20 protein-coding genes and 3 pseudogenes are annotated in these 19,910 nt (G+C 44.9%); 9 read left to right on the plus strand and 14 right to left on the minus strand.

The window, feature by feature from the left end:
• Positions 1 to 12: 12 nt before the first annotated feature.
• The 7 genes from DFP97_RS02265 to sleB form a co-directional block, all read right to left on the minus strand.
• On the minus strand, positions 13 to 651 hold the full coding sequence (locus DFP97_RS02265; protein WP_114378828.1) for a response regulator transcription factor: 639 nt from the start codon (positions 649 to 651) through the stop codon (positions 13 to 15).
• A gap of 23 nt (positions 652 to 674) precedes the next feature.
• Entirely contained in the window at positions 675 to 2,021 is a 1,347-nt protein-coding gene (locus tag DFP97_RS02270) for a sensor histidine kinase (RefSeq protein WP_245975859.1), read from the minus strand.
• Positions 2,022 to 2,096: 75 nt separating this feature from the next.
• Positions 2,097 to 2,312, minus strand: coding sequence for a cold-inducible protein YdjO-related protein (locus DFP97_RS02275; protein ID WP_114378365.1), 216 nt, complete (start codon positions 2,310 to 2,312; stop codon positions 2,097 to 2,099).
• Between the two features lie 46 nt (positions 2,313 to 2,358).
• Positions 2,359 to 3,447 (minus strand): lactonase family protein, encoded by a 1,089-nt coding sequence (locus DFP97_RS02280; RefSeq protein WP_114378366.1) that lies wholly within the window; start codon positions 3,445 to 3,447, stop codon positions 2,359 to 2,361.
• Between the two features lie 141 nt (positions 3,448 to 3,588).
• On the minus strand, positions 3,589 to 3,780 hold the full coding sequence (locus tag DFP97_RS02285; RefSeq protein WP_114378367.1) for a hypothetical protein: 192 nt from the start codon (positions 3,778 to 3,780) through the stop codon (positions 3,589 to 3,591).
• 25 nt (positions 3,781 to 3,805) lie between these two features.
• Positions 3,806 to 4,525: a DsbA family oxidoreductase gene (locus tag DFP97_RS02290; protein ID WP_114378368.1), complete on the minus strand. Its 720-nt coding sequence runs from the start codon at positions 4,523 to 4,525 to the stop codon at positions 3,806 to 3,808.
• A 265-nt stretch (positions 4,526 to 4,790) separates the two neighbouring features.
• Positions 4,791 to 5,447, minus strand: coding sequence for a spore cortex-lytic enzyme (sleB, locus tag DFP97_RS02295; RefSeq protein WP_425453485.1), 657 nt, complete (start codon positions 5,445 to 5,447; stop codon positions 4,791 to 4,793).
• Positions 5,448 to 5,802: 355 nt separating this feature from the next.
• Between sleB and xerS the strand changes: the two genes are divergently transcribed.
• Positions 5,803 to 6,897 (plus strand): tyrosine recombinase XerS, encoded by a 1,095-nt coding sequence (gene xerS / locus DFP97_RS02300; RefSeq protein ID WP_114378369.1) that lies wholly within the window; start codon positions 5,803 to 5,805, stop codon positions 6,895 to 6,897.
• Between the two features lie 85 nt (positions 6,898 to 6,982).
• Here the strand turns inward: xerS and DFP97_RS02305 are convergent, their stop codons facing one another.
• From DFP97_RS02305 to DFP97_RS32060, 6 genes and pseudogenes are all read right to left on the minus strand, one after another.
• Entirely contained in the window at positions 6,983 to 8,170 is a 1,188-nt protein-coding gene (locus DFP97_RS02305) for a glycosyltransferase family 4 protein (RefSeq protein WP_114378370.1), read from the minus strand.
• Complete coding sequence (locus DFP97_RS02310; protein ID WP_114378371.1) at positions 8,167 to 8,433, minus strand: hypothetical protein; 267 nt, start codon at positions 8,431 to 8,433, stop codon at positions 8,167 to 8,169. Before DFP97_RS02310 ends, DFP97_RS02305 begins: the two co-directional genes overlap by 4 nt.
• Positions 8,430 to 8,735 (minus strand): annotated as a pseudogene (locus DFP97_RS32175) (glycosyltransferase); the annotation flags it as partial. The pseudogene DFP97_RS32175 and the gene DFP97_RS02310, both read right to left, overlap by 4 nt.
• Positions 8,736 to 9,060: 325 nt before the next feature.
• Positions 9,061 to 10,176: a GDP-mannose 4,6-dehydratase gene (gmd, locus tag DFP97_RS02320; RefSeq protein ID WP_114378373.1), complete on the minus strand. Its 1,116-nt coding sequence runs from the start codon at positions 10,174 to 10,176 to the stop codon at positions 9,061 to 9,063.
• A gap of 258 nt (positions 10,177 to 10,434) precedes the next feature.
• On the minus strand, positions 10,435 to 10,716 hold the full coding sequence (locus tag DFP97_RS02325) for a reverse transcriptase domain-containing protein (RefSeq protein ID WP_114378374.1): 282 nt from the start codon (positions 10,714 to 10,716) through the stop codon (positions 10,435 to 10,437).
• 570 nt (positions 10,717 to 11,286) lie between these two features.
• The gene (locus tag DFP97_RS32060; RefSeq protein WP_425453486.1) at positions 11,287 to 12,918 is read right to left on the minus strand and encodes a glycosyltransferase; all 1,632 of its coding nucleotides are present in this window, start codon (positions 12,916 to 12,918) and stop codon (positions 11,287 to 11,289) included.
• A 274-nt stretch (positions 12,919 to 13,192) separates the two neighbouring features.
• Here DFP97_RS32060 and DFP97_RS02335 point away from each other — a divergent pair, with 274 nt between their 5' ends.
• The 3 genes and pseudogenes from DFP97_RS02335 to DFP97_RS32180 form a co-directional block, all read left to right on the plus strand.
• A complete protein-coding gene (locus DFP97_RS02335; RefSeq protein WP_245975863.1) occupies positions 13,193 to 13,654 on the plus strand; it encodes a helix-turn-helix domain-containing protein in 462 nt (153 codons plus the stop codon).
• Positions 13,655 to 13,816: 162 nt separating this feature from the next.
• On the plus strand, positions 13,817 to 14,440 hold the full coding sequence (locus DFP97_RS02340; RefSeq protein WP_220271123.1) for a transposase: 624 nt from the start codon (positions 13,817 to 13,819) through the stop codon (positions 14,438 to 14,440).
• A 494-nt stretch (positions 14,441 to 14,934) separates the two neighbouring features.
• Positions 14,935 to 15,090 (plus strand): annotated as a pseudogene (locus DFP97_RS32180) (IS256 family transposase); the annotation flags it as partial.
• Between the two features lie 142 nt (positions 15,091 to 15,232).
• Here the strand turns inward: DFP97_RS32180 and DFP97_RS02350 are convergent.
• Positions 15,233 to 15,820, minus strand: a complete 588-nt coding sequence (locus DFP97_RS02350) for a class I SAM-dependent methyltransferase (RefSeq protein WP_114378376.1) — start codon at positions 15,818 to 15,820, stop codon at positions 15,233 to 15,235.
• Between the two features lie 482 nt (positions 15,821 to 16,302).
• Between DFP97_RS02350 and DFP97_RS02355 the strand changes: the two genes are divergently transcribed.
• The 5 genes and pseudogenes from DFP97_RS02355 (at position 16,303) to DFP97_RS02370 (ending at position 19,319) form a co-directional block, all read left to right on the plus strand.
• Entirely contained in the window at positions 16,303 to 16,710 is a 408-nt protein-coding gene (locus DFP97_RS02355) for a hypothetical protein (protein ID WP_147275011.1), read from the plus strand.
• Entirely contained in the window at positions 16,692 to 16,988 is a 297-nt protein-coding gene (locus tag DFP97_RS02360) for a hypothetical protein (RefSeq protein WP_114378378.1), read from the plus strand. The genes DFP97_RS02355 and DFP97_RS02360 overlap by 19 nt, the downstream gene beginning before the upstream one ends.
• A gap of 248 nt (positions 16,989 to 17,236) precedes the next feature.
• Positions 17,237 to 17,722, plus strand: coding sequence for a transposase (locus DFP97_RS02365; RefSeq protein ID WP_114378379.1), 486 nt, complete (start codon positions 17,237 to 17,239; stop codon positions 17,720 to 17,722).
• Between the two features lie 15 nt (positions 17,723 to 17,737).
• Positions 17,738 to 17,824: a hypothetical protein gene (locus DFP97_RS32185; RefSeq protein ID WP_425453492.1), complete on the plus strand. Its 87-nt coding sequence runs from the start codon at positions 17,738 to 17,740 to the stop codon at positions 17,822 to 17,824.
• 181 nt (positions 17,825 to 18,005) lie between these two features.
• A pseudogene (locus DFP97_RS02370) lies at positions 18,006 to 19,319 on the plus strand (IS1380 family transposase).
• Positions 19,320 to 19,910 lie beyond the last annotated feature (591 nt).

Below are 19,910 nucleotides of genomic sequence, written 5' to 3' on the forward strand. Positions count from 1 at the left end.
TTGTCCGTCCATTTACTCCTTCTCATCTCTCTGGAAAAGGCCTCTTCGTCTAACCTTCTCCACCGCTTCTTTACTGCTGCGCACACCGAACTTTTTCAGCATTTTGTTCACCTGATTTTTTAGCGTGCTCTCCGCCTTGAACAGCTTCTGCTCGATTTGCGACTGCGTATAACCCGCCTCGATAAGCTCAAACACCTCGCGCTCAGCGCCGGTCAAGTCCTTAAGCTGCTCCTCCCGTTTCAGTCTGGCCAGCTCCTTGAGCAGCGCCTCCATTGGAGCCGGATGATAATAGGCGCTTCGGATCGTTTGAGGCAGCTCCTGATAACGCGTTTTCTCTAAATAGTGTATGGCCCCCGCCGTAAAAGCTTGCGTCATCGACCGCTCATCATTTAACGACGTTAACATGATGATTTTGGCTGAAGAATGCTCATGCATTATCATTGCCGTATGTATGCCGTCAAGCTTGCTGCCTTCCAGCTGAATATCCATCAGCACAACGTCAAAAGCGATCGTCTGTGCCATTCTCAGCGCTTCGCCTGAGTTTGTCGCAGCTCCGACAACAAGCAAATCATCCTCCCGGTTCAGGAAAGCGGTGAGCGCTTTGATCCAATCCGCATCATCCTCGACGATAAACACTTTGATATGGCTCAAGTTGCTTCCCTCCAATGAAAACATTATAAAACCTTTTTATTCGGCCAAAAGAACGTAACGCTTGTTCCGCCGCCATCCCGGTTTGCCAGCTCCACTTTTCCGCCGCTCTTCTGCATGACATTATAGACGTATGACAAGCCGAGTCCAAAATTACGGCCGGTTTTCCCGCTGCTATAGAAGGGTTCAAACACGAGCCCAAGCTTGTCTGCAGCGATCCCCGTTCCGCGATCTTGAATCGAGAGCTCAATACCGCTTTTATTCGTATCTAGACGAACCTCTATAATGCCCCCGCCAGGCATCGCTTCACAGGCGTTCATAAACACGTTGCCAAGTGCCTCGCTCACATGAACGGCATCACATACGACGACCGGACGCATCGCATATGCAGCATGAATCGTCACGCCTTGCTCGTTCATTAGCCCTTCATGCTGCATGATACATTGATCCACCAGCTGATCTAGCCGGCAAGGCTCCTCATTGAGCGTAATATCCTTCGTTTGACTATGGATCCGGGTGACCATGGCAAGCATATGATTAGTGGCGTTTGCAATAATTTGCATATGCTGCTTTGATTGCTCATCCGTTTCGGGAAGCAAGCTTTTTAAATTATCGGTGCTAATCGAAATTTTACCGATTTCGTTCTTGATCGTATGGTTAAGCAGCGTGGTACCCGAACTGACCGCCTTCATGGCGCTCTCCAGCGAATCACGTTCAAATCGGAGCTTCACACCGAGTACGCCGTATACAAATGTACATAATAGGGCGAGCGTAAGCGAATAAATGATAAATACGGAGATATAATTAAAAAATTCAAAATCAGGAGAAAATACCTTTGCCACGTATATAAAAATAAGGACACCGAGCAGCGTCGGGACGATGATTATAGTCGTGATGAAGCGGTTCCTCTTGAGTCTAAGATCACTTTCCTTCCAGAACGAGACGATTAGCAGATAGCATGAAATCAAGTAATAAGGTGCCGTACATATTAGCAGCAGTGTAAAAAACAACTGCTTATTTGGATTAATTGCAGCTGCAACAGCTAATGCAGCCACAGGAAGCAGCAGCAGAAGCTTCAAATAGTGTCTCGTTTTTCTTTTTGGAAAAGCCCCTGCATATATGATGCTGAACAGCAGAACACCGTATGGCGTTAATGTATAGTTGAGAAACTGTAAGGCATCTGCCGCCGCTAACCATCCGCCATTGCGAATGAAATCAGTAAGCCCTCCTACCGATGCGCTGCATAAGAAAAATGTTGCCCAGCGATTCGATTCATTGTTTCGGTTGTTTAACATTACGATAATGGCTGCTGTGAACAATGCGACAAAATAAAAAAGCATATTGCAATACCGTCCTGTCATCTTTTTGTACATCTATCGTATCACATTCCTGCTTGAAAAAAACCCAATCCGGCTGTACACAGTGGATTGGGTTTTTCTTATGATCCTTTAGAAATCAGACTTCGGTTTACGGGGCTGGGGCTTCGGTTTGTTTTGAACGGCCGGTAAATGCCGCATGCTTCTGGACATCGGACCTTTACAGATCGGACAAGCCTGCTCGGTAGCCGCGAACTCATCCCTAACCCATGCTTTGCATTCCGGATTTTTGCATTTGAATATTTTTGTCGGCTTTAATTTTGGTTTTTCTTCTTCGCTGGTAGCCACGCTTCTGATTTCTCCTCTTCATTCCATTGCTTATACCATTAATTATTTACGGAGTTAAATAAATAGGTATTACACAAACCGGCTTCGATACGTTTACGCTATTGCCTGTAAATTGAAGTTTTCCGCTTTCCTGATCAACTCGGAACGTTACGATGTTATTCGTGTCGCGGTTCGCAGCAATTAAATATCGGCCATTCGGCGTAAGTGCAAAGTGACGCGGATGACCGCCTTGGACAGATACATGCTGAACAAGCTTCAGCAAGCCTGATTGTTCATCAACAGCAAAGACAACGATGCTGTCATGTCCGCGGTTCGAGCCGTATACGAATTTGCCGTCAGCCGATACCGTAATTTCCGCGCATGAATTTTCCTCTGTGAAGTCCGCCGGCAAAGTGCTCACTGTTTCCTTAACCGTCAGCTGGCCCTTCTCCGCATCGTATGTAAACGAAGTAATCGTGGAATCTACCTCATTAATTACATAGAGGAGCTTTCCATTTGGATGGAAAGCCAAATGGCGAGGACCCGCACCTGGATGCAGCACACCTTCCGAGTGTCGAACGAGCTTTCCATTCGCTTCATCTACGGAATACGTAATTATCCGATCAAGACCTAAATCCGGTACGAGAATAAACCGGCCATCAGGACTGTAAAACGATGAATGCGGATGTGGACGGTCTTGACGTTCTGGATGTTGGCTGCTTCCCTCATGCTGCTGAACATCCAGCATATTGCCAATTTTCCCGTCATCCGCAATGCTGAAGTATCCTATCATGCCGCCATGATAGCTGGTTACCGTCAAATATCGGCTGTTCATATCACGCTGAATATGACAGAGCGTCGAATCAACGGTAATCTCGCGATTGATAAGACGAATTTCGCCTTTTGCGGCATTTATGGCAAATACGGCCGCTTCGCCGACCTTTTTCCCACCCGGATTAACCGTCTCCGCAATGGAATACAATAGCTTGCGCTCTGCATCTACATTAAGGAACGTCGGATTTTTTAATCCGGCAAACTCGTCTGTCAACGTTAATGTACCCGATTCCTCATCAAAAGCATACACATAAACGCCGCTCTCCTCCGCTTCCGAATAAGAACCGGCGAATACAAGCAGTCGTTGTTGTTCGTTTGTCACAACTAATTCCCCCTAAACTTTTGCGCAGCTTAGCAAATTTTGCTTCGTAAGCATACAATTAACACACGTTCTCTATTATAAATCGTCATTCCGTCACAGACAAATATGTATTTGTATAAACCGTCCAAGGTGAATAAAACATTAGTTGATGCAGCTCCAACTGCAGCCAGTCCAGGAGACCTGATCTCCAGGACGTACATCGGCATCAACTTTTGCATTAGGTACTTCAATCATCTTCCCGTTACACAAAATAAGCACAAAATGCTCTTCCAAACGGACAACCTCGCCAATCCGTTGAATTTGGCAGCTGCTTTTAGCCGTCAGATCATCCATAAGACAGTCACCCTTAATCAGTTTATTAGGACTTAGGTTCGTTTATTGCGCAAGATCCGTCCGTGCATAATGAATCGTTATCACCTTCATTCACTTGAACGAACGCCTTGTATTTCTCTTCCCAAGCTTTGTTCAGTGTATCCAAAAACACCTCTGGTGATTGAGCGCCTGAAACCGCGTACTTACGATCGAATACATAGTATGGAACGCCTCGAATTCCAAGACGGTTGCCCTCCTCTTCTTGATTGCGCACATCGTCTTTATAGCTGCTCGTGGCAAGCATCTCGGAGACCTGATCTGCATCTAGACCAACTTCAGCAGCTAACTGAGCTAATGTGCTGCGATTTCCGACATTCTCGTTGTCAGTGAAATGGGCCTTAAACAATCTTTCAGACATTTCCTTAGCCTTGCCCTGCTCATTAGCATATTGTACAACCCGATGAGCGTCAAAAGTATTTGTTTCAACCATATTTTCAAAGTTGAACGTTAAACCTACTGCTGCAGCCTGTTCTGCTACATTTACTGTTGTTGCTTTCGCCTGCTCGATGCTCATCCCATATTTAGACGCCAGCATGCTGTACGTGCTTTTGTTGGCATTCGGATCTGCATTCGGATCGAGCTCAAAGCTGCGAAAGACCGTCTCTACCTTTTCTTTGTGTTCGAACCGCTCGAGCGCCATTTCAAACTTTCTTTTGCCAATATAACAGAACGGACAAGCATAATCCGACCAAATTTCCACTTTCATGTAAGGCACCTCCGGATAATAACTGATATGAATTTCTATTTAACCTATTCTAACACGTTTAGTTACGACTTTAAAAACAGATCTAGCAAGATCACCCTGCAAAAAAAACGCCCTCAACGCAAGTGTGCTATACACTGTACGTCAAGGGTCGTTTTTTTTAAAAAATATAAGAAAGTATAAATATGAACTTTGTACGATGCTTATATTTCACCGCGAAAGGAGCTTTTACTTCCAAGGACGGCGCCAGCCGTTTACGCTTGTTCAACTATACTGCAAAAATATGCCGGCCGATCTTACCTGTCTGCTTACGCGACCATATCCAGTCCGATGTTGCCGTTTCAGGGTTGAAATAATAGAGGGCCCCGTTCGTTGGGTCATAACCCCTTGCAGCATCAAGCGCGGCCTTATAAGCAGTTGCATCCGGCTTTAATTGGTACTGCCCATCGTCGACTGCGGTGAAAGCCTGCGGCTGTTCGATAACACCTTTAACCGTATTCGGGAAGCTGGAAGATGCCAATCGATTCATCACTACAGCTCCTACCGCGACCTGACCTTTATAAGGTTCGCCGCGGGACTCTGCGTAGATGATTCTTGCGAGTAAATCCAGCTCCTTTTGGTTAACTGAAACTTTTTGAAGCGTTGCCCATGTTTGCGAGCCTGCAATTCCGTCTGCTTCTATTCCGTAATCCTTTTGAAAACGCGTAAGCGACTCAAGCGTAGTGGTCCCGAAATAGGTTGTAATGTCAGATTTGAAATACCCTAACGTCTTCAACCTATACTGCAAATCGGGGACATCAACCCCAGTGCTGCCAACTTTTAGTGTTGCAGGTGAAGCTGCTTGCGCGGTTTGCAAAGGCAGCCCTAAAGCAAGCATGAAAACAAGAATAATCGCCATACTATGTTGTACAAATTTAATGTTCATTAATCGTAATGAACCTCCCTTTTCTTTTGCGCGTGCACGAATCATATCGCAAAATGGAATAAGTTTGGTACCCTGTCGACTGGTTTGTTCGAGTTTAGCACAGTTACTATAAAAATGTAACCGAAATACATAAATTACATACATTTACTAATTTACTTTTCCGCCAAAACGTGAAGCAAATTGTTGATTTTTTGTTAATTCTGTAACATAAAGGTTACATCGAAAACCGCAACTTCCAAATTACCAAAGGACAAGCTTCTGTTCAAGGAGCTTGTCCTTTTTTACCTTTTATCTATAACATCATTGTTCCGACCCATCGGACTTGCTACAATATAACAACAGGAGGTGACTTCATATCAATATTTTAAAACAGAAGGACCGCCAAGAGCTGGATAAGAAGCTTCCTTCCATGCCCTGGTATATCGAGAAGTTTATTAACTACAAGCTGCCGGATTTATCCCCTTCATCATTAGTGGAATATATTCGAGATTACGAGACGTTTCTGAAATGGCTGATGGCAGAAGGCTTGTCTGAAGCCCGTCAAGTGAAAGACGTAGCGCTGCTTGAGCTGGAGAAGCTGCATATGGACAGCATCGACGGCTTTCGTATGTATTTATCGACACATAAGGAAGAGAGAAACAGCAAGACGACGATATCACGCAAGCTCTCCTCCCTCCGTTCGCTGTTTCATTATTTAAGCCAAATTGCCGAAGACGATGACTTCTATCCGCTATTGAAGCGCAACGTCATGGCGAAGGTTACGATAAAACGCACGCATAAACCGAAGGATACGGCCGCCAAGCTCGAGGGCAAGCTGCTGCAGGAAGAAGAAATAGCTGAATTTTTGGCCTACATTAAACAGCATTATGGTGCCGATGTAGCTTCGAATAAACAAGCTTTGTACGCTTATGAATTAAATAGGCTGCGCGATGCTTGTATCATTAGCTTTATTTTGCATTCCGGGCTGCGGGTTTCAGAGCTTGTAAATTTAAATGTTGATGATATTGATCTTAAGAAGAAGCTTGCCTATGTGTACCGTAAAGGTAAAAACGATGATACATTCAAAACGCCTGTTTACTTCCGCCAAGAGGCGGTTGAAGATTTACAAGCTTATATAACATTACGAGATGTTCGTTACAAGGCTCCAAAACGCGAGAAGGCGTTGTTCCTCGCTATTGCCAACGGCAAGAACGAAGGCTCCCGCATGACGAAACGCGCTATTCAAGAAATGGTCATTAAATACGCGAAGCGGTTCGGCAAGCCATATTTATCCGTCCACAAATTAAGGCATTCATTCGCAACGGATTATTACTTGCGAAACGATATATACAAGACTCAGGAGCAGCTGGGACACGCATCGCCGGAAACGACTCAAATTTATGCTCACTTGACCGATAAGACGATGGCGCAAGCGATCGACCGCACGAAAAAAGAGGACGATTCACGCTAGCGTTCAAAAAACGCTTCGTGACTCGCCCTCTTATCTTATTTCCACTGTTATCAGCAGCGTAGTCATACTTCATCATAAATTTAGCTTATAATAATTTTTTGCTCTCCAGTCGGTTTTTAATTAGCATGCCCACCGCGTTTGGTGAAAAGTCGGTATGAATCGTAGTTTGGCCGTTTAATCCTATCCGCAGTGCCCATTCCCTGTCATTCACCAGTTTTTTCATATAATAAGCAGCATGACCGATATCCGGATTCGCCCATATTTGATGGGCTTTATACAATCCGTAATCTTGGCCTACCGTCTTAAGCTCATATTGAACCGGGCAGGAATTGTCGGCATTCATAAAATCCGTATTCCCGGACCAGCCGGTTCCGATCACCGGCTTACCCAGATACATCGCTTCCGCCAAACCGAGGCCAAACCCTTCTGACCGGTGAAGGGAAATAAAACAATCTACTGAATGGAGGAGCGCATTAACCTCTTCCCGCCCGATCACGCCCTCGATAAAGAAAATATTCGGATAATCCGCAGTACGCTGCTTCAGGATACGGATGCCTTCAGGATCGACTTCCGGATTGCTTATTTTAACCACCAGACCTGCAGCAGCGTCGTCGTTAGCGAATGCCGATTGAAAAGCCTCAACAGCTGCATAAGGGTTTTTACGCTGCGTCAAGCTGTTGGTATCGAACATGGATAAAAAAAGATAACGATCCTGCGGAAGTCCGAAGGACTGTCTGTTCAAATGAGGGTCGTAACCGACTTCGATGGCAAGAGGAATAACGCGTACAGGTACCTTTGCTTTTTTTTCGACGCTTTCCTTAATAAACTGTGTTGGAACCCATATTTCTTGTACCCATTTAAAACTTTTACACCATTCATCCGGAAATTCGGGAAGCTCCCAATGCCAGTATCCTATATTATAGCGTTTCTTAAACAACGCATTACCAAAATAATGGCGAGCCCCCAGCAGCGAATCCGGATTCATGATAAACAGATTGGTATTATGCGAGGGACGCTTGGATTCCATCTTTCTCCAGGAAAAATCAAGCATTCTTCCGGGGTTCCCCTTTGGGTAATTCAAAATACGGAAAGGGATGCCCGTTTTCTTTATCGCTTTAGCGATAGATCGGCACGCTTCCCCGATCCCCATCTCCGCACGGATATAACCAATCAGGTTTATGCCGCGTCGTTTAAGCCGCCGCTTTATGCTGCCTTTTTTTCTCTTTCCGGAATTCTTTTGTATTCTTGCCCTCGATGCTCCGATCTTTTTCATGCCTGACCCTCCTTTCCATCAGCGAGAGAAAGTGGAGGAAGCGTTTGGATTAAGACTTTCGGATGTGAAAAATGGGTTCGTATTGTATGGGCTCCTTGCAGGCCGATCATCTTGCGCCATTCCACGTCCACCAGTCTCTGCATATAGGCGGCGGCATGTTGAATGTCCGGCTCAGCCCAAATCTGGTGAGGTTCGTAAGGACCGATGGTCTTACCGATTGGAATCAATTGATAATTTATAGAGCAGGAATTCGTCTCGTTCATAAAGTCCGTATTCCCCAACCAGTTTGTTGCAATATTCCGAAATACATCGCTTCCGCCAATACCAGCCCGAATCCTTCCGCTCTATGCAGCGAAACAAAGCAATCCGTCGAATTGATCAGACAGTTTACCATATCAAGGTTAAAGTAATGTTCAATCAGATAAATATTCGTATATCCTTGAATAAGCTGTTGCAGCTTTGCATAGTTTTCTGGAAATGAATGCGGGTTGTTTACTTTTAAAATTAGACCGACCTTACTGTCATTCCTGTCATATGCAAGCTTGAACGCTTCGACGGCCGCCTGTGGATTTTTCCGTCCCTACACTGAGGGTATCGAACATCGACAAAAAAAAGAAAGCGGTCTTCCGGGAGAGAGAAGGCATAGCGGTCAACAGCAATCGGTTCATTCAATTCTATTCCATAAGGAATCCTTACCACCGGGACGGATGAACAGGCGGCAACGGAATTTTGGATAAAGGAGGTAGGAACCCAAACTTCATTAACGTAGTTAGAACCCTTGCTGTGGCTTTTGGGATATTCGGGCAATTCCCAAAGCCAGATCCCCAAATTTTTGGTATTTTAATAATAACCAAACAATTTAGTAAATGTCCGTCCTACTATGCCCCGTACTACTCTGAATCCAGGCTGACCGAATAGCCAAGCTTCCGCAAATCGACGACGCGACGGGTTTCCTCCAAATCTCCAGCAACCATCTCTTTCACCAAATCGGCCAGACTGCTTGCTGGCTTCCATCCGAGCTTCGATTGAGCTTTCGCCGAATCGCCAAGCAACAGGTCTACTTCGGTAGGCCGGTAAAACCGCGGGTTTACTTCTACAACCTTTTGGCCTGCAGACAACCAATAATCAGAATTGCTGCAGGAGACAACATAACCATATTCGTCCGGGCCCTCTCCGTCGAACGCCACTTCAATACCAACTTCCTTAAAGGCGAGCCGCACGAACTCCCGAACCTCGGTCGTTTGACCGGTCGCGATGACATAATCCTCCGGCTCGCTTTGCTGTAAAATCCGCCACATCGCATCGACATAATCGCGAGCATGACCCCAGTCCCGCTTGGCGGACAAATTACCAAGAACAAGCGTTTGCTGCAGGCTTGATGCAATCCTGGCGACAGCTCTCGTTATTTTCCGCGTCACGAACGTCTCTCCGCGAACCGGACTTTCATGGTTGAACAAAATGCCATTGCAAGCATACATGCCGTATGCTTCCCGGTAGTTAACCGTAATCCAATAGCCGTACAATTTCGCGACAGCATAAGGACTGCGAGGGTAGAACGGCGTCGTTTCGCTCTGCGGAACGACCTGCACAAGCCCGTACAATTCCGATGTGGACGCCTGGTACACCCGCGTTTTCTCCGTTAGACCGACCAGCCTAACCGCCTCCAACAACCGAAGCGTGCCGATTCCGTCCGCATTCGCTGTATACTCAGGAGTATCGAAGCTAACGTGCACATGGCTCATCGCCGCCAGATTATAAATTTCATCCGGCCGAATAATGTGAACTAACCGAACGAGATTCGTCGAATCAGTCAAATCACCGTAATGAAGAAACATTCGCTGCTCCCCGCGGTTCGCTTCCTCCACAATTCGGTCGATCCGTGCGGTATTGGCCAATGAGCTGCGACGTCTAAGTCCGTGGACTACATAGCCTTTGGAAAGGAGAAGTTCAGCTAGATACATGCCGTCCTGACCGGTAATACCCGTAATTAAGGCGACCTTGTTCATGGTTCCCTCCGTCGTTCATATTTAGTAGGAACGAATTCCATTGTCATTGTCGGATACCCCGTAGTACTGGTAATGCCCTTGCAGCTTTCTTCTTACTGCTTTTACGAATGCCTCTTCCTCTGCATGCCGGTTTTCTTGTAGAATTCCTTGATCCTCATTCGGAACTTTTTCGGGCTGGTTTTACGAAGCAGGCGGTATTTCCCGCTTTTCCCTTTTCCCCAATAATGCCGAAATCCGAGGAAATCAAATGTTTCCGGCTTACGCAGACTTTCCTGTTTGCACACCGCTTCTGATCCAATGGCCAAATCGGATGATCTTCGTTTTCTCTTCTGCTATCGACAGATGAAAACGTCCTAATCGTTCAACCAATTCCTCGTAGAACGCTTGCGCATCCTCTTCCTTTTCGAAACAGCATACGAAGTCGTCCGCGAATCGAACCATTCCTGCTGTTCCTTTACACAGACGCCTTTTGACGTAGTGTTCGAACCATAGATCCAAGACATTGTGGAGGTATACATTCGCAAGAATCGGCGATATGATGCCACCTTATCAGAAGAAAAATATTATCCAAAGTAATCGGCTAGAACGCACGGTTTCGCGTTGTCGACCGCCGTGTATGGAAGGCTATAGCCTATGGCCGACATAGAGCACTTTGATATTCCAGTTCCGGTCCGGCAGCGGTGGTATATGCCGGATGATAGCCTCGCAGCGTCCAAGATAATACCCGAAATGCCGTCCCAACGAAAATTCCTGCGCCTACCGTCTTACCCTATTCAAATCCGTTTTCGATCGGGCACCCAACCGGTTAAGTCTTCTCATCAGCAGTCCTCCGTTCTTGAGTGTGGCGGATTGCTGACTGCTCAGTCCGCACCTTCATATTGCGATCCCCTTGCCTTCATAGATCTCAACTCCTGTTCCTTGCTACGGATAATTGCCTTGTTTATTCTATGAAATTTGCGGAGTTGCGGGCGGGCTAACGTTGAGAAGGTGTGAGAACGGGCTTTGACTGTAGTTATTACTACTAAATATCTTCTTTAAAAAAACCAATCCAGTACCTAAGCGACTGGGCATAATTTTACAAATATTTAGGATGATTTTGCATGATTATGTTCAGTCTATCGCTTCTTTTTGTAAGAAACCCAATCGGGTCAATCTGTTTTTTATCATTTCGCCTACTATAGTAGGGCTAAATTGAGAGCGGATTGTATTCTGACCGGCTCTTGCGATAGTATCACGCCAATCAGGCACTGCTACCAGGTCCATCATATAATCGGCCGCATGATCAAGATCCGGCTCAGCCCAAGTTTGATATGCCTCATACGGTCCGTAGTTCTCGCCGACCTGTACTAAACGATAATTTACAGGACAAGAATTAGTATTGTTCATAAAATCTGTATTACCTGACCAGTTTGTTCCAATCACAGGCTTACCTAAATACATCGCTTCGGCAAGCCCAAGTCCGAAACCTTCGGAACGGTGTAATGAAATGAAGCAATCTGTGCATGCAATGAGGCCATTCACTTGGTTTCTAGGAAGCACTGCATCGATAATATGAATATTTCCATAACCGGAACTAAGATCTCCGAGAACCTGTATATCTTTAGGGCGAAGAGCGGAATTATTTACTTTGATCACCAGACCAACACTGGTGTCATCTGGAGCAAAGGCCTTTCGAAAAGCAAGGATCGCACCCTCAGGATTTTTCCGTTCCCTAAAGCTCGAGGTGTCGTACATCGTATAAAACAGAAATTTATCATGCGGTAAACCGAATGTATCCCTGTTGATTAGTGGATCTTGAGAGACTTCGATACCGTGTGGGATACGTACTACAGGTACTTTAGATTTTCGGGATATACTGTCGGCTACAAACATGGTAGGAGCCCATACTTCTTGAACAAATTGAAATGCTTCACAGAATATTTCTGGAAATTCTGGGAGCTCCCAGTGCCAGTAACCGATATTATAACGTTTTTTTGCCAATCCATTTCCATAATAATCCATGGCTATATCCATCCACTCTGCATTCATGTGGAACAGATTTACCATAAATCGAACATCTTGAGATTCTTTATGTGACCATGTGATGTCTCTTGATCGAACGACCGACAGGGGATAATTTAATATGCTAAACGGTATGCCGGTGTGATCCAAACACCTGGCTGCCAGTTGCCCTGACTCCCCTAAACCAATTTCAGAACGGATATATGCAATCAGGTTAACCCCCCTTTTTCCCACATACTGTTCCACGGGTTGGTCTCCTAATTCTGCCTCTGGTAATGCCTGTTGTAGTTGATTTTCTAATTCTTCCTCTGTTAATATCTGTTGGGATTGATCTCCTATTTCTTCCTCTGTTATTACCTGTTGGGATTGATCTCCTATTTCTTCCTCTGTTATTACCTGTTGGGATTGATCTCCTATTTCTTCCTCTGTTATTACCTGTTGGGGTTGATCTCCTAATTGTTCCTCTGTCCTTCGTAGACGTGGCTTGCTGCGTACTATTTCACGATGTTTACTTTTTTTTTGCTTTCGTTCCTTCTTGGTTCGAGTTCCACTTCTGCTGGCATGGGCGAGCTGGAGCATAGCCAGATACAGATATTTTCGCATCATAGCATCACCTCTTTTAGAAAGCACGATCTGTCCCTTGCGCTTCCCCGAAGTGCTTACGGCTAGTTTCCTAGCATTTATACCGCGCTTTCTAAGTTTCACTTTCTTATTCTGTTTAGGTTTCACCGCCACTGCCATAGTCAAGCAGCCTCCTTTTGCTTAAAGTTTAGCTCAGCTTATCATTTTTTCGTTTAACTTTTCTTCAGGATTTTTGTATTCGTCGGGGATTTTTTTCTAGAGTGTACCCATTTCCGCATTCCATTAGCTGCACGCTTGGCTCCATGCTTCCAACAGGAAAGCTTTAGGGAAAGGGACTAGTGCAGCCACGCTGAAATTATCCAACTGTTTCCAAACTGGTAAAGCCGGGTAAAAAAGATCGTAATTTTACTTCGGTTAGCCCAAGGAGGAGTATATGGTGATAACTGGACCCAATAAATCGGTCATTGCTGTCACTGAAATGCAACGTCATCTGCTGGAACAGTTGGTTCGACGTCATCGAACGCCTCAACCGGCTAAACGGGCTCGTGTCATTCTGGAATCTATGGATGGTCTTAGCAATAATACGATCAGCCGCCGCATTCCTTTGGAACGTCCCCAAGTCGGGGTGTGGCGCGAACGCTGGGTTAGTGCCTACGATCGGCTTTGCCTCATCGAAACCGAGCAGCCGGAGAAGCTGGAAGAAGCCATACTGGAGGTGCTTGCGGATGCGCCAAGACCAGGAGCGCCTGCTACCTTTACACCCGAACAGATCGTACATATTGTGGCGATCGCCTGCGAAGCGAACGAGGAATCGGAACGGCCCGTGAATCACTGGACACCTCGCGAAGTTCGGAATGAGGCAGTGAAACGCGGCATCGTGAACACCATTTCCTAGCGGCAAGTAGGGCGTTTTAAAAATCAGGCGGATCTTAAGCCACATCGCTGCCGTGGCTGGTTGAATGCTTGCCCCGAAGACCCGGAAGCCTTTACCGAACAAACTCGCACCGTCTGTCGGCTGTACCGGTATACACCGATCCTGCATGCCCTTGGCGTTCATGTGGTCTGTACCGATGAAATGACCGACATTCAAGCGCTAGAGCGCCTCTTTCCCACCTTACCCATGAAACCGGGACTTGTTGAGAGACGGGAGTTTGAATATATTTGCCACGGGACGCAAAGTCTGATCGCCAACTTCGAAGTGGCAACCGGTCATGTCATCGCCTCTACCATCGGTCCGACCCGGACGAAAGCCGATTTTGCCGCGCATTTGGAGCAGATGCTCGATCGGGATCCTGAAGGCGAGTGGATTATCGTAACCGATCAACTGAACACGCATAAATCCGAAGCAGTGGTCCGCGTCGTGGTGAAGTACTGCGGATTGGATGAAGAAGCGTTGGGTGAAAAAGGAAAAAGCGGCGTCTTGGCTTCCATGGAAAGCCGGGCAGCGTTTCTGACGGACGTTTCCCATCGTATTTGGTTTGTCTACACGCCGAAGCATTGTTCTTGGATCAATCAAGTCGAAATCTGGTTCAGCATCCTGGTTCGGCGTCTGCTACTCCGGGGAAACTTCACGTCCGTTGATGATTTGAAACAACAGATCCTGAATTTTATTGAGTATTTCAACAAGACAATGGCTAAGCCGTTTAAATGGACCTATGCCGGAAAAGTGCTTCTAGTATAACTGTAGGAAGATTTCAGCCAAGCTGCACTAGATCAATCCATTTCTGTTCAACAAAAAGTGTTGCATTATGATTAATCTTAGTTAGAGTATGTACTGTTTGGACATTAGGTTATAGGATATCCAACCATTAGTTGTAAAAATCAGCTACTGTTCTATTGAAAAATGCCTACTGCAAAAAGGCAACGTGCGAATCTCTGGAAGATTATGCGTATTAAGCGTCATTTTGATGATCCTGTCCGAGAAGCTCGGTGGTACAAAACTATGCCACATCTCTTTGCTAACTTTCAGCATATGCTAATCGAACCTAAGGCTTATACTAATGAAGAGTAGGAATAATATAGCTAACAATGAAAAAGGACGCCTAGTTTGAAAAAACTTAAGCGTCACAAGGATGGCGTAAAATAGTTTGTGTAAGGACGGGTTAAGTCTAGCATATGACAAAAAAGTAGGGTACCCTTGGGATTGTCGAAGTCACCAAGGAGGAACCCTACTCAATGACAACTATACAACAAAACCCGTTCAGTGATCTACTCGAAAATACAATGCAAAGTTTTTTGAAAGAAAAGATTGAAACCCTGCTGAAGGAGGAGATCAAGAATTACTTAGGTGTGGAGCACCCGGAGGAGGCAAACAGCCGCAACGGATATTACTGCATTTTCCAGGGGGATCCCCCATCCCCCCTGAACCTCGAAAGCCAATCATATCCATTGTCCCAATGGATATCCTACAACCCTAAAAACATAATTACACAAACATCTTGACACTACCGTCACAAGTTCATAAGCAACCTATTTAGGAAAATTGAAAACATAATAAGCCGTTTTCGATTAGACAAATACTATTACCCTCTTTCAAATTTAACTCATCTATTATTTTCGTCACATCAGGTACGAGGGAATTCCCATAATCGTGCCAACAAATAATCCCTCCTTTTCGTATTATTTGCCGGGCTAAACGAGTATCAAATAATACTCCCTCATAAGAATGATCACCATCGATTAAAATTAAATCTACTGCAGGAAGATCTTCCGGTGATAAATCCCTTGTACCGTTAGGTTTCAAAATAAGTTCAATTCGAGGGTCATCCTTAACATATTCTCCGGCTATCTGAGGTACTTCCACTTGCTGGATTGATACAGTAGTTTGAGTGCCAGGCAATAAATCTATTCCTATATATTTTTCGATCCAAGGACTATTGTCTAAGATACATTTTGCTGTTGCTCCACGCTGAATCCCAAATTCAATTACTGTTTTAGGATGGAAAGTCCGAGAGAATGCAACTAGTGGCTGTGCATCGAACCCCATAAAGAGAGGAAGTTCCCCCTCGATTTCGCCGCTCCCAAAAATTTGAAAAAAAAGTTCCCTTCCTATTATGCTCATAATATTTTACCTCCATTTGAACTATTTTTCCCTTTTAAAACGATATATAAATTTGCCGTCATCAAGACAGCCAACAATTTCTCCCCTTTTTGTACCACTATATGCGGAACATAGAGCAATTGAAATAATAACAAAGCCTAAATTAATAAGTAAGTTTCGAAACACAACCTTCAAAAACTTGCATAGAATATTCTGATTGCTTAAAAGAAATTATTTATAATAAGAAAGAATGCAGTGGGATAATGCGTATTTTATACGTATCTGTACATGAGGTATTAGAGTATGATGAATTGAAAATGTTTACTTAATTAGGATACAAATGTTTTTCACATGGTGCATATTGCCGTCCGCATTTAGGAAGTCCACTCCGCCCGCCTATTCCTGAAATGACCTATGATCCGCATTTCGCAAATTTGGTCGACCAAGCCCGTAAAGATAATCTACACCCTGACTTGATCCAGGATAAGGACATCATAATCATTATGCATGCACCTTCGATCGTTATTAATAACTGGGAAAAGATAAAGCACAAACGGGTGATTTGGCGGTCCATCGGACAATCGTTCGCTTCGGTCGAGCAAGTCCTCCAGCCATACCGAAATCAAGGCTTGGAAATCGTGTGGTATTCGCCTATAGAAAGAATGATTCCCGGTTACATTGGAGAAGATGCGGTGATCCGGTTTTACAAAGATCCCGCAGAATATCATGGATGGGTTGGGAATAAGAATCAGATCATGGCTTTAAATCAGTCGATGAGGGAAAGAGCGATAGATTGCAATGCAATTACGATTTGTTTCATAAAACATGCAGCGGATTTCCAGTTAAATTATTTGGCCGAGGGAACGAGGGTTTACCCGAGAGCGCAGGGGAATTGGACTATGAACAATTAAAGCAAGAGTTGCGAGAAAATCGCGTCTTTTTCTATACCGGTGTCACGAGTTATACACTTGGATTTATTGAGGCATTTATGACCGGTATTCCCATTGTTTCCATTGGGGAAAAGCTAGGCAATCATGAGTTTTATAAACAGCAGACATTTGAAATTCAGGAGATTATTGAAAACGGCAAGGAAGGAATCGTTTCCGACGATATTCAAGAGTTGCGTATTCCGGAAATGTTTAGCCACCCATTCCGAAAAATATTGGTCACCTGTTCCGAAAATATTTAGCCAGTCATTCCGAAAAATATTGGTTATTCATTCCGGAAATATTTAGCCACTTTTTCCTTCCAGTTCTCCTCTCAAAATGGTTATCCAATTCAAGCAAAGGTGTATGACTCCGCAGAGCGAATGTCTTACGGGACACAGACGAAAGGAGTAAACACAATGCCCAAACGAAGGAGGATAGCCTTGCCACGCGTTCTAGATTCTACGTACATGCCGAATCTGAGTTAAGTGAAAGAGCCATCGCCCGTAGTTTGTCACTTTCCCATGGTACGATCGGAAACATTCTTGTCCGCGCCGAGACGGCTGGTTTATCGTGGCCGTTGCCTGCTGATCTGGACGAACGAAAACTGGAGTCCATGCTTTTCCCTAAAGCACCTGGCAGGCCGAAGAAACGGACAGAACCCGACTGGAACCACATCTTCCAAGAGTCGAAGAAGAAAGGCGTCACCATGCAGCTCCTCTGGTTAGAATACAAGAGCCAGTATCCGGAGGGCTATCAGTACAGCCAGTTTTGTGAGCGGTTCAATCAGTGGAAGAAGTCGCTTCAGCTCTCATTAGGCCAAGAGCACAAGGCTGGTGAGAAGCTTTTCATTGATTATGCCGGGCCAACCATCCCCCGAAAATCCTTATTCGAACAATTGGACAAGCCGACCCTTCGGCCGCTTCCGCCGAAACCTTATGAATTTGCATTCTGGCGGGCTTCTCGAGTCAACATTGATTACCATATCACCGTTTAATACATCCACTACAGCGTGCCCTACACACTGGTTCAGCAAGAAGTAGATGTCCGGATCACGGAATCCGTTGTGGAGGTGTTCCATAAAGGCAAGAGAATCTAGTTTTTGCAAAAACTAGACAGCCACCTATAATTTGTTAAATTATTTTCTTTATAATACAAGCTCTACTTATAAACCTGAATTTCGAAAGTGAAGTCTCATAAAAATGTAAAAAAGTGCCCTGTTCTTTGGTAGAATGGTGTTTGACTAGAACACATCACCCAAAGAGAGGAGCACCTTTAAGGTGAAGTTTATCACAAAAATCGCAAATATAAAAACGGAATTTTCTATGAGAAATGCCACAAATATTGCAGGCAGCAAAATCATGCTCGCGTACCTCGAAAAAATCAAATTGGCGAAAGCTTTTCATGCACTAGGCTATGCTAAATCACCGAATTCCGTATTCCCAACCTACCGAATTCTGCTTTATTTCATCGTTGGCTGGATGCTCGGCTGTGAACGCGTCTTCCACTTTCAGAGGCTTCAGAAAGATACATTAATGCGGCGGTTTCTTGGCGGCCGCTGTCCACACCATAGTTTGCTTTACAAGGAACTTGAGCGTCTTGGTAAGCAACGCCCTACGCTAAGCATTGACTTAAAAAAACTAAACATGGAGATGGTCTCTCCTTGTTTACCACAAACGGTCATTCTCGACTTCGACTCCACCGTGGAGACTCTCTATGGCAATCAACAAGGCGCAGCTGTAGGTGTCAACAGCTACAAACCAGGTCGTAAAAGCTATCATCCCATCTTAGTTTATGAAGGACAATCACGGTTCCTGCTAAACGCTGAATTGCGCCCTGGCAATGTCCACAGTTCATCGGACGTACTGGCCTTCGCTGAGAAAACCTTGTCGCTGTTGTCCTCTCGTCCTGTAAGCTATGTTCGCTTTGACAAAGGCTTTGGCGGCGAGGCATTCTATAGCTTCTGGGAATCCAGAAAGATTGGTTACGTCGGCAAGATGAAATGGACAGAGCGATTACAAAAGTAGGTTCAAGCTTGCGAACACTGGTAACGTTTTGTCGATGAAGACTGGATTATTGAAGGCATTGTTTTGTGCTACAAGGCCACCTCTTGGGACAAAACACGTCGTGTGGCCGTTATTCGCAAAGTGCAACGATTTGAAACGGATCAATTACAGTTTGAACAAGACGGATTTCTCGATTTGCTTTGGCAATACGAGGCCATGGTAACCAGCGAAGCTTGGGAAGCCATTGATGTATGGCGATTCTACAACCAACGTTGCTGCATGGAGAACTACATCAAGGAAGCCAAACGCGGGTTCTCCATCCACCGCATTCCAACGGACGATTTCGCAGCCAACGAAATGGATTTGCTCATTAAACTGTTCGCCTACAATCTGTTTGAACGTTTCAAACAAGATTGCTGTGAACCGGTTCATCGCCCTTTTACCATTCAACGGTTCCGGCGTGAATTCTTCGAGTGTGCAGGCGTACTTGTTCGTCACGGGCGACAATTCATACTGAAAATGGCTGAACATTTTAGTAATCGATACATTTGGCTCCGAATCGAGCGGAAAATCATATTACTCGATTGACCGAAATAACCCAAAATAATACTTGGTAATGACGTTGCCCCTTTATGTGGGGAGGGGGATTGTACACGCTCAAATCCAACAAGCAGGACAAACTCACCGAAATCACTTACATAATTGGAAATATCGTCCTATAGGCTCTGCTTCAACCGCCCGCTAATATGGACTTTCGAAATTCAGGTTGAAATTCAAGAGATTATTGAAAACGGCAAGGAAGGATTCGTTTCCGACGATATTCTAGAGTTAAAAACATATTTGCATAATTTATTGTTAGACCATGGACTTGTCAAAACAATCAGTGAAAATGCAAGAAATAAAGCGATTCAATTGTTTGGAAAAGAAAACATAATACAACAATGGGAACACTATCTGAGTAAAAGGAGATAGTAAACATGGTACTTCCTTCAGGTGTTTTGTGGGCAGGACCCGTAAGCGATATCGAGGGGTATGGCAATGCATCTCGAAATTATATCAGAGCATTGCAACTTACCGGAATTGACCTGCAGATCAAGAACTTGGAGAAAATGATTTTCGCTTGATTTCCAATGCCCTAAATTCTAATGACCCGTTGGGCGATACCCCGGTTTTAGTCAT

The sequence above is a fragment of the Paenibacillus prosopidis genome (assembly GCF_003337375.1).
GTDB lineage: Bacteria > Bacillota > Bacilli > Paenibacillales > Paenibacillaceae > Pristimantibacillus > Pristimantibacillus prosopidis.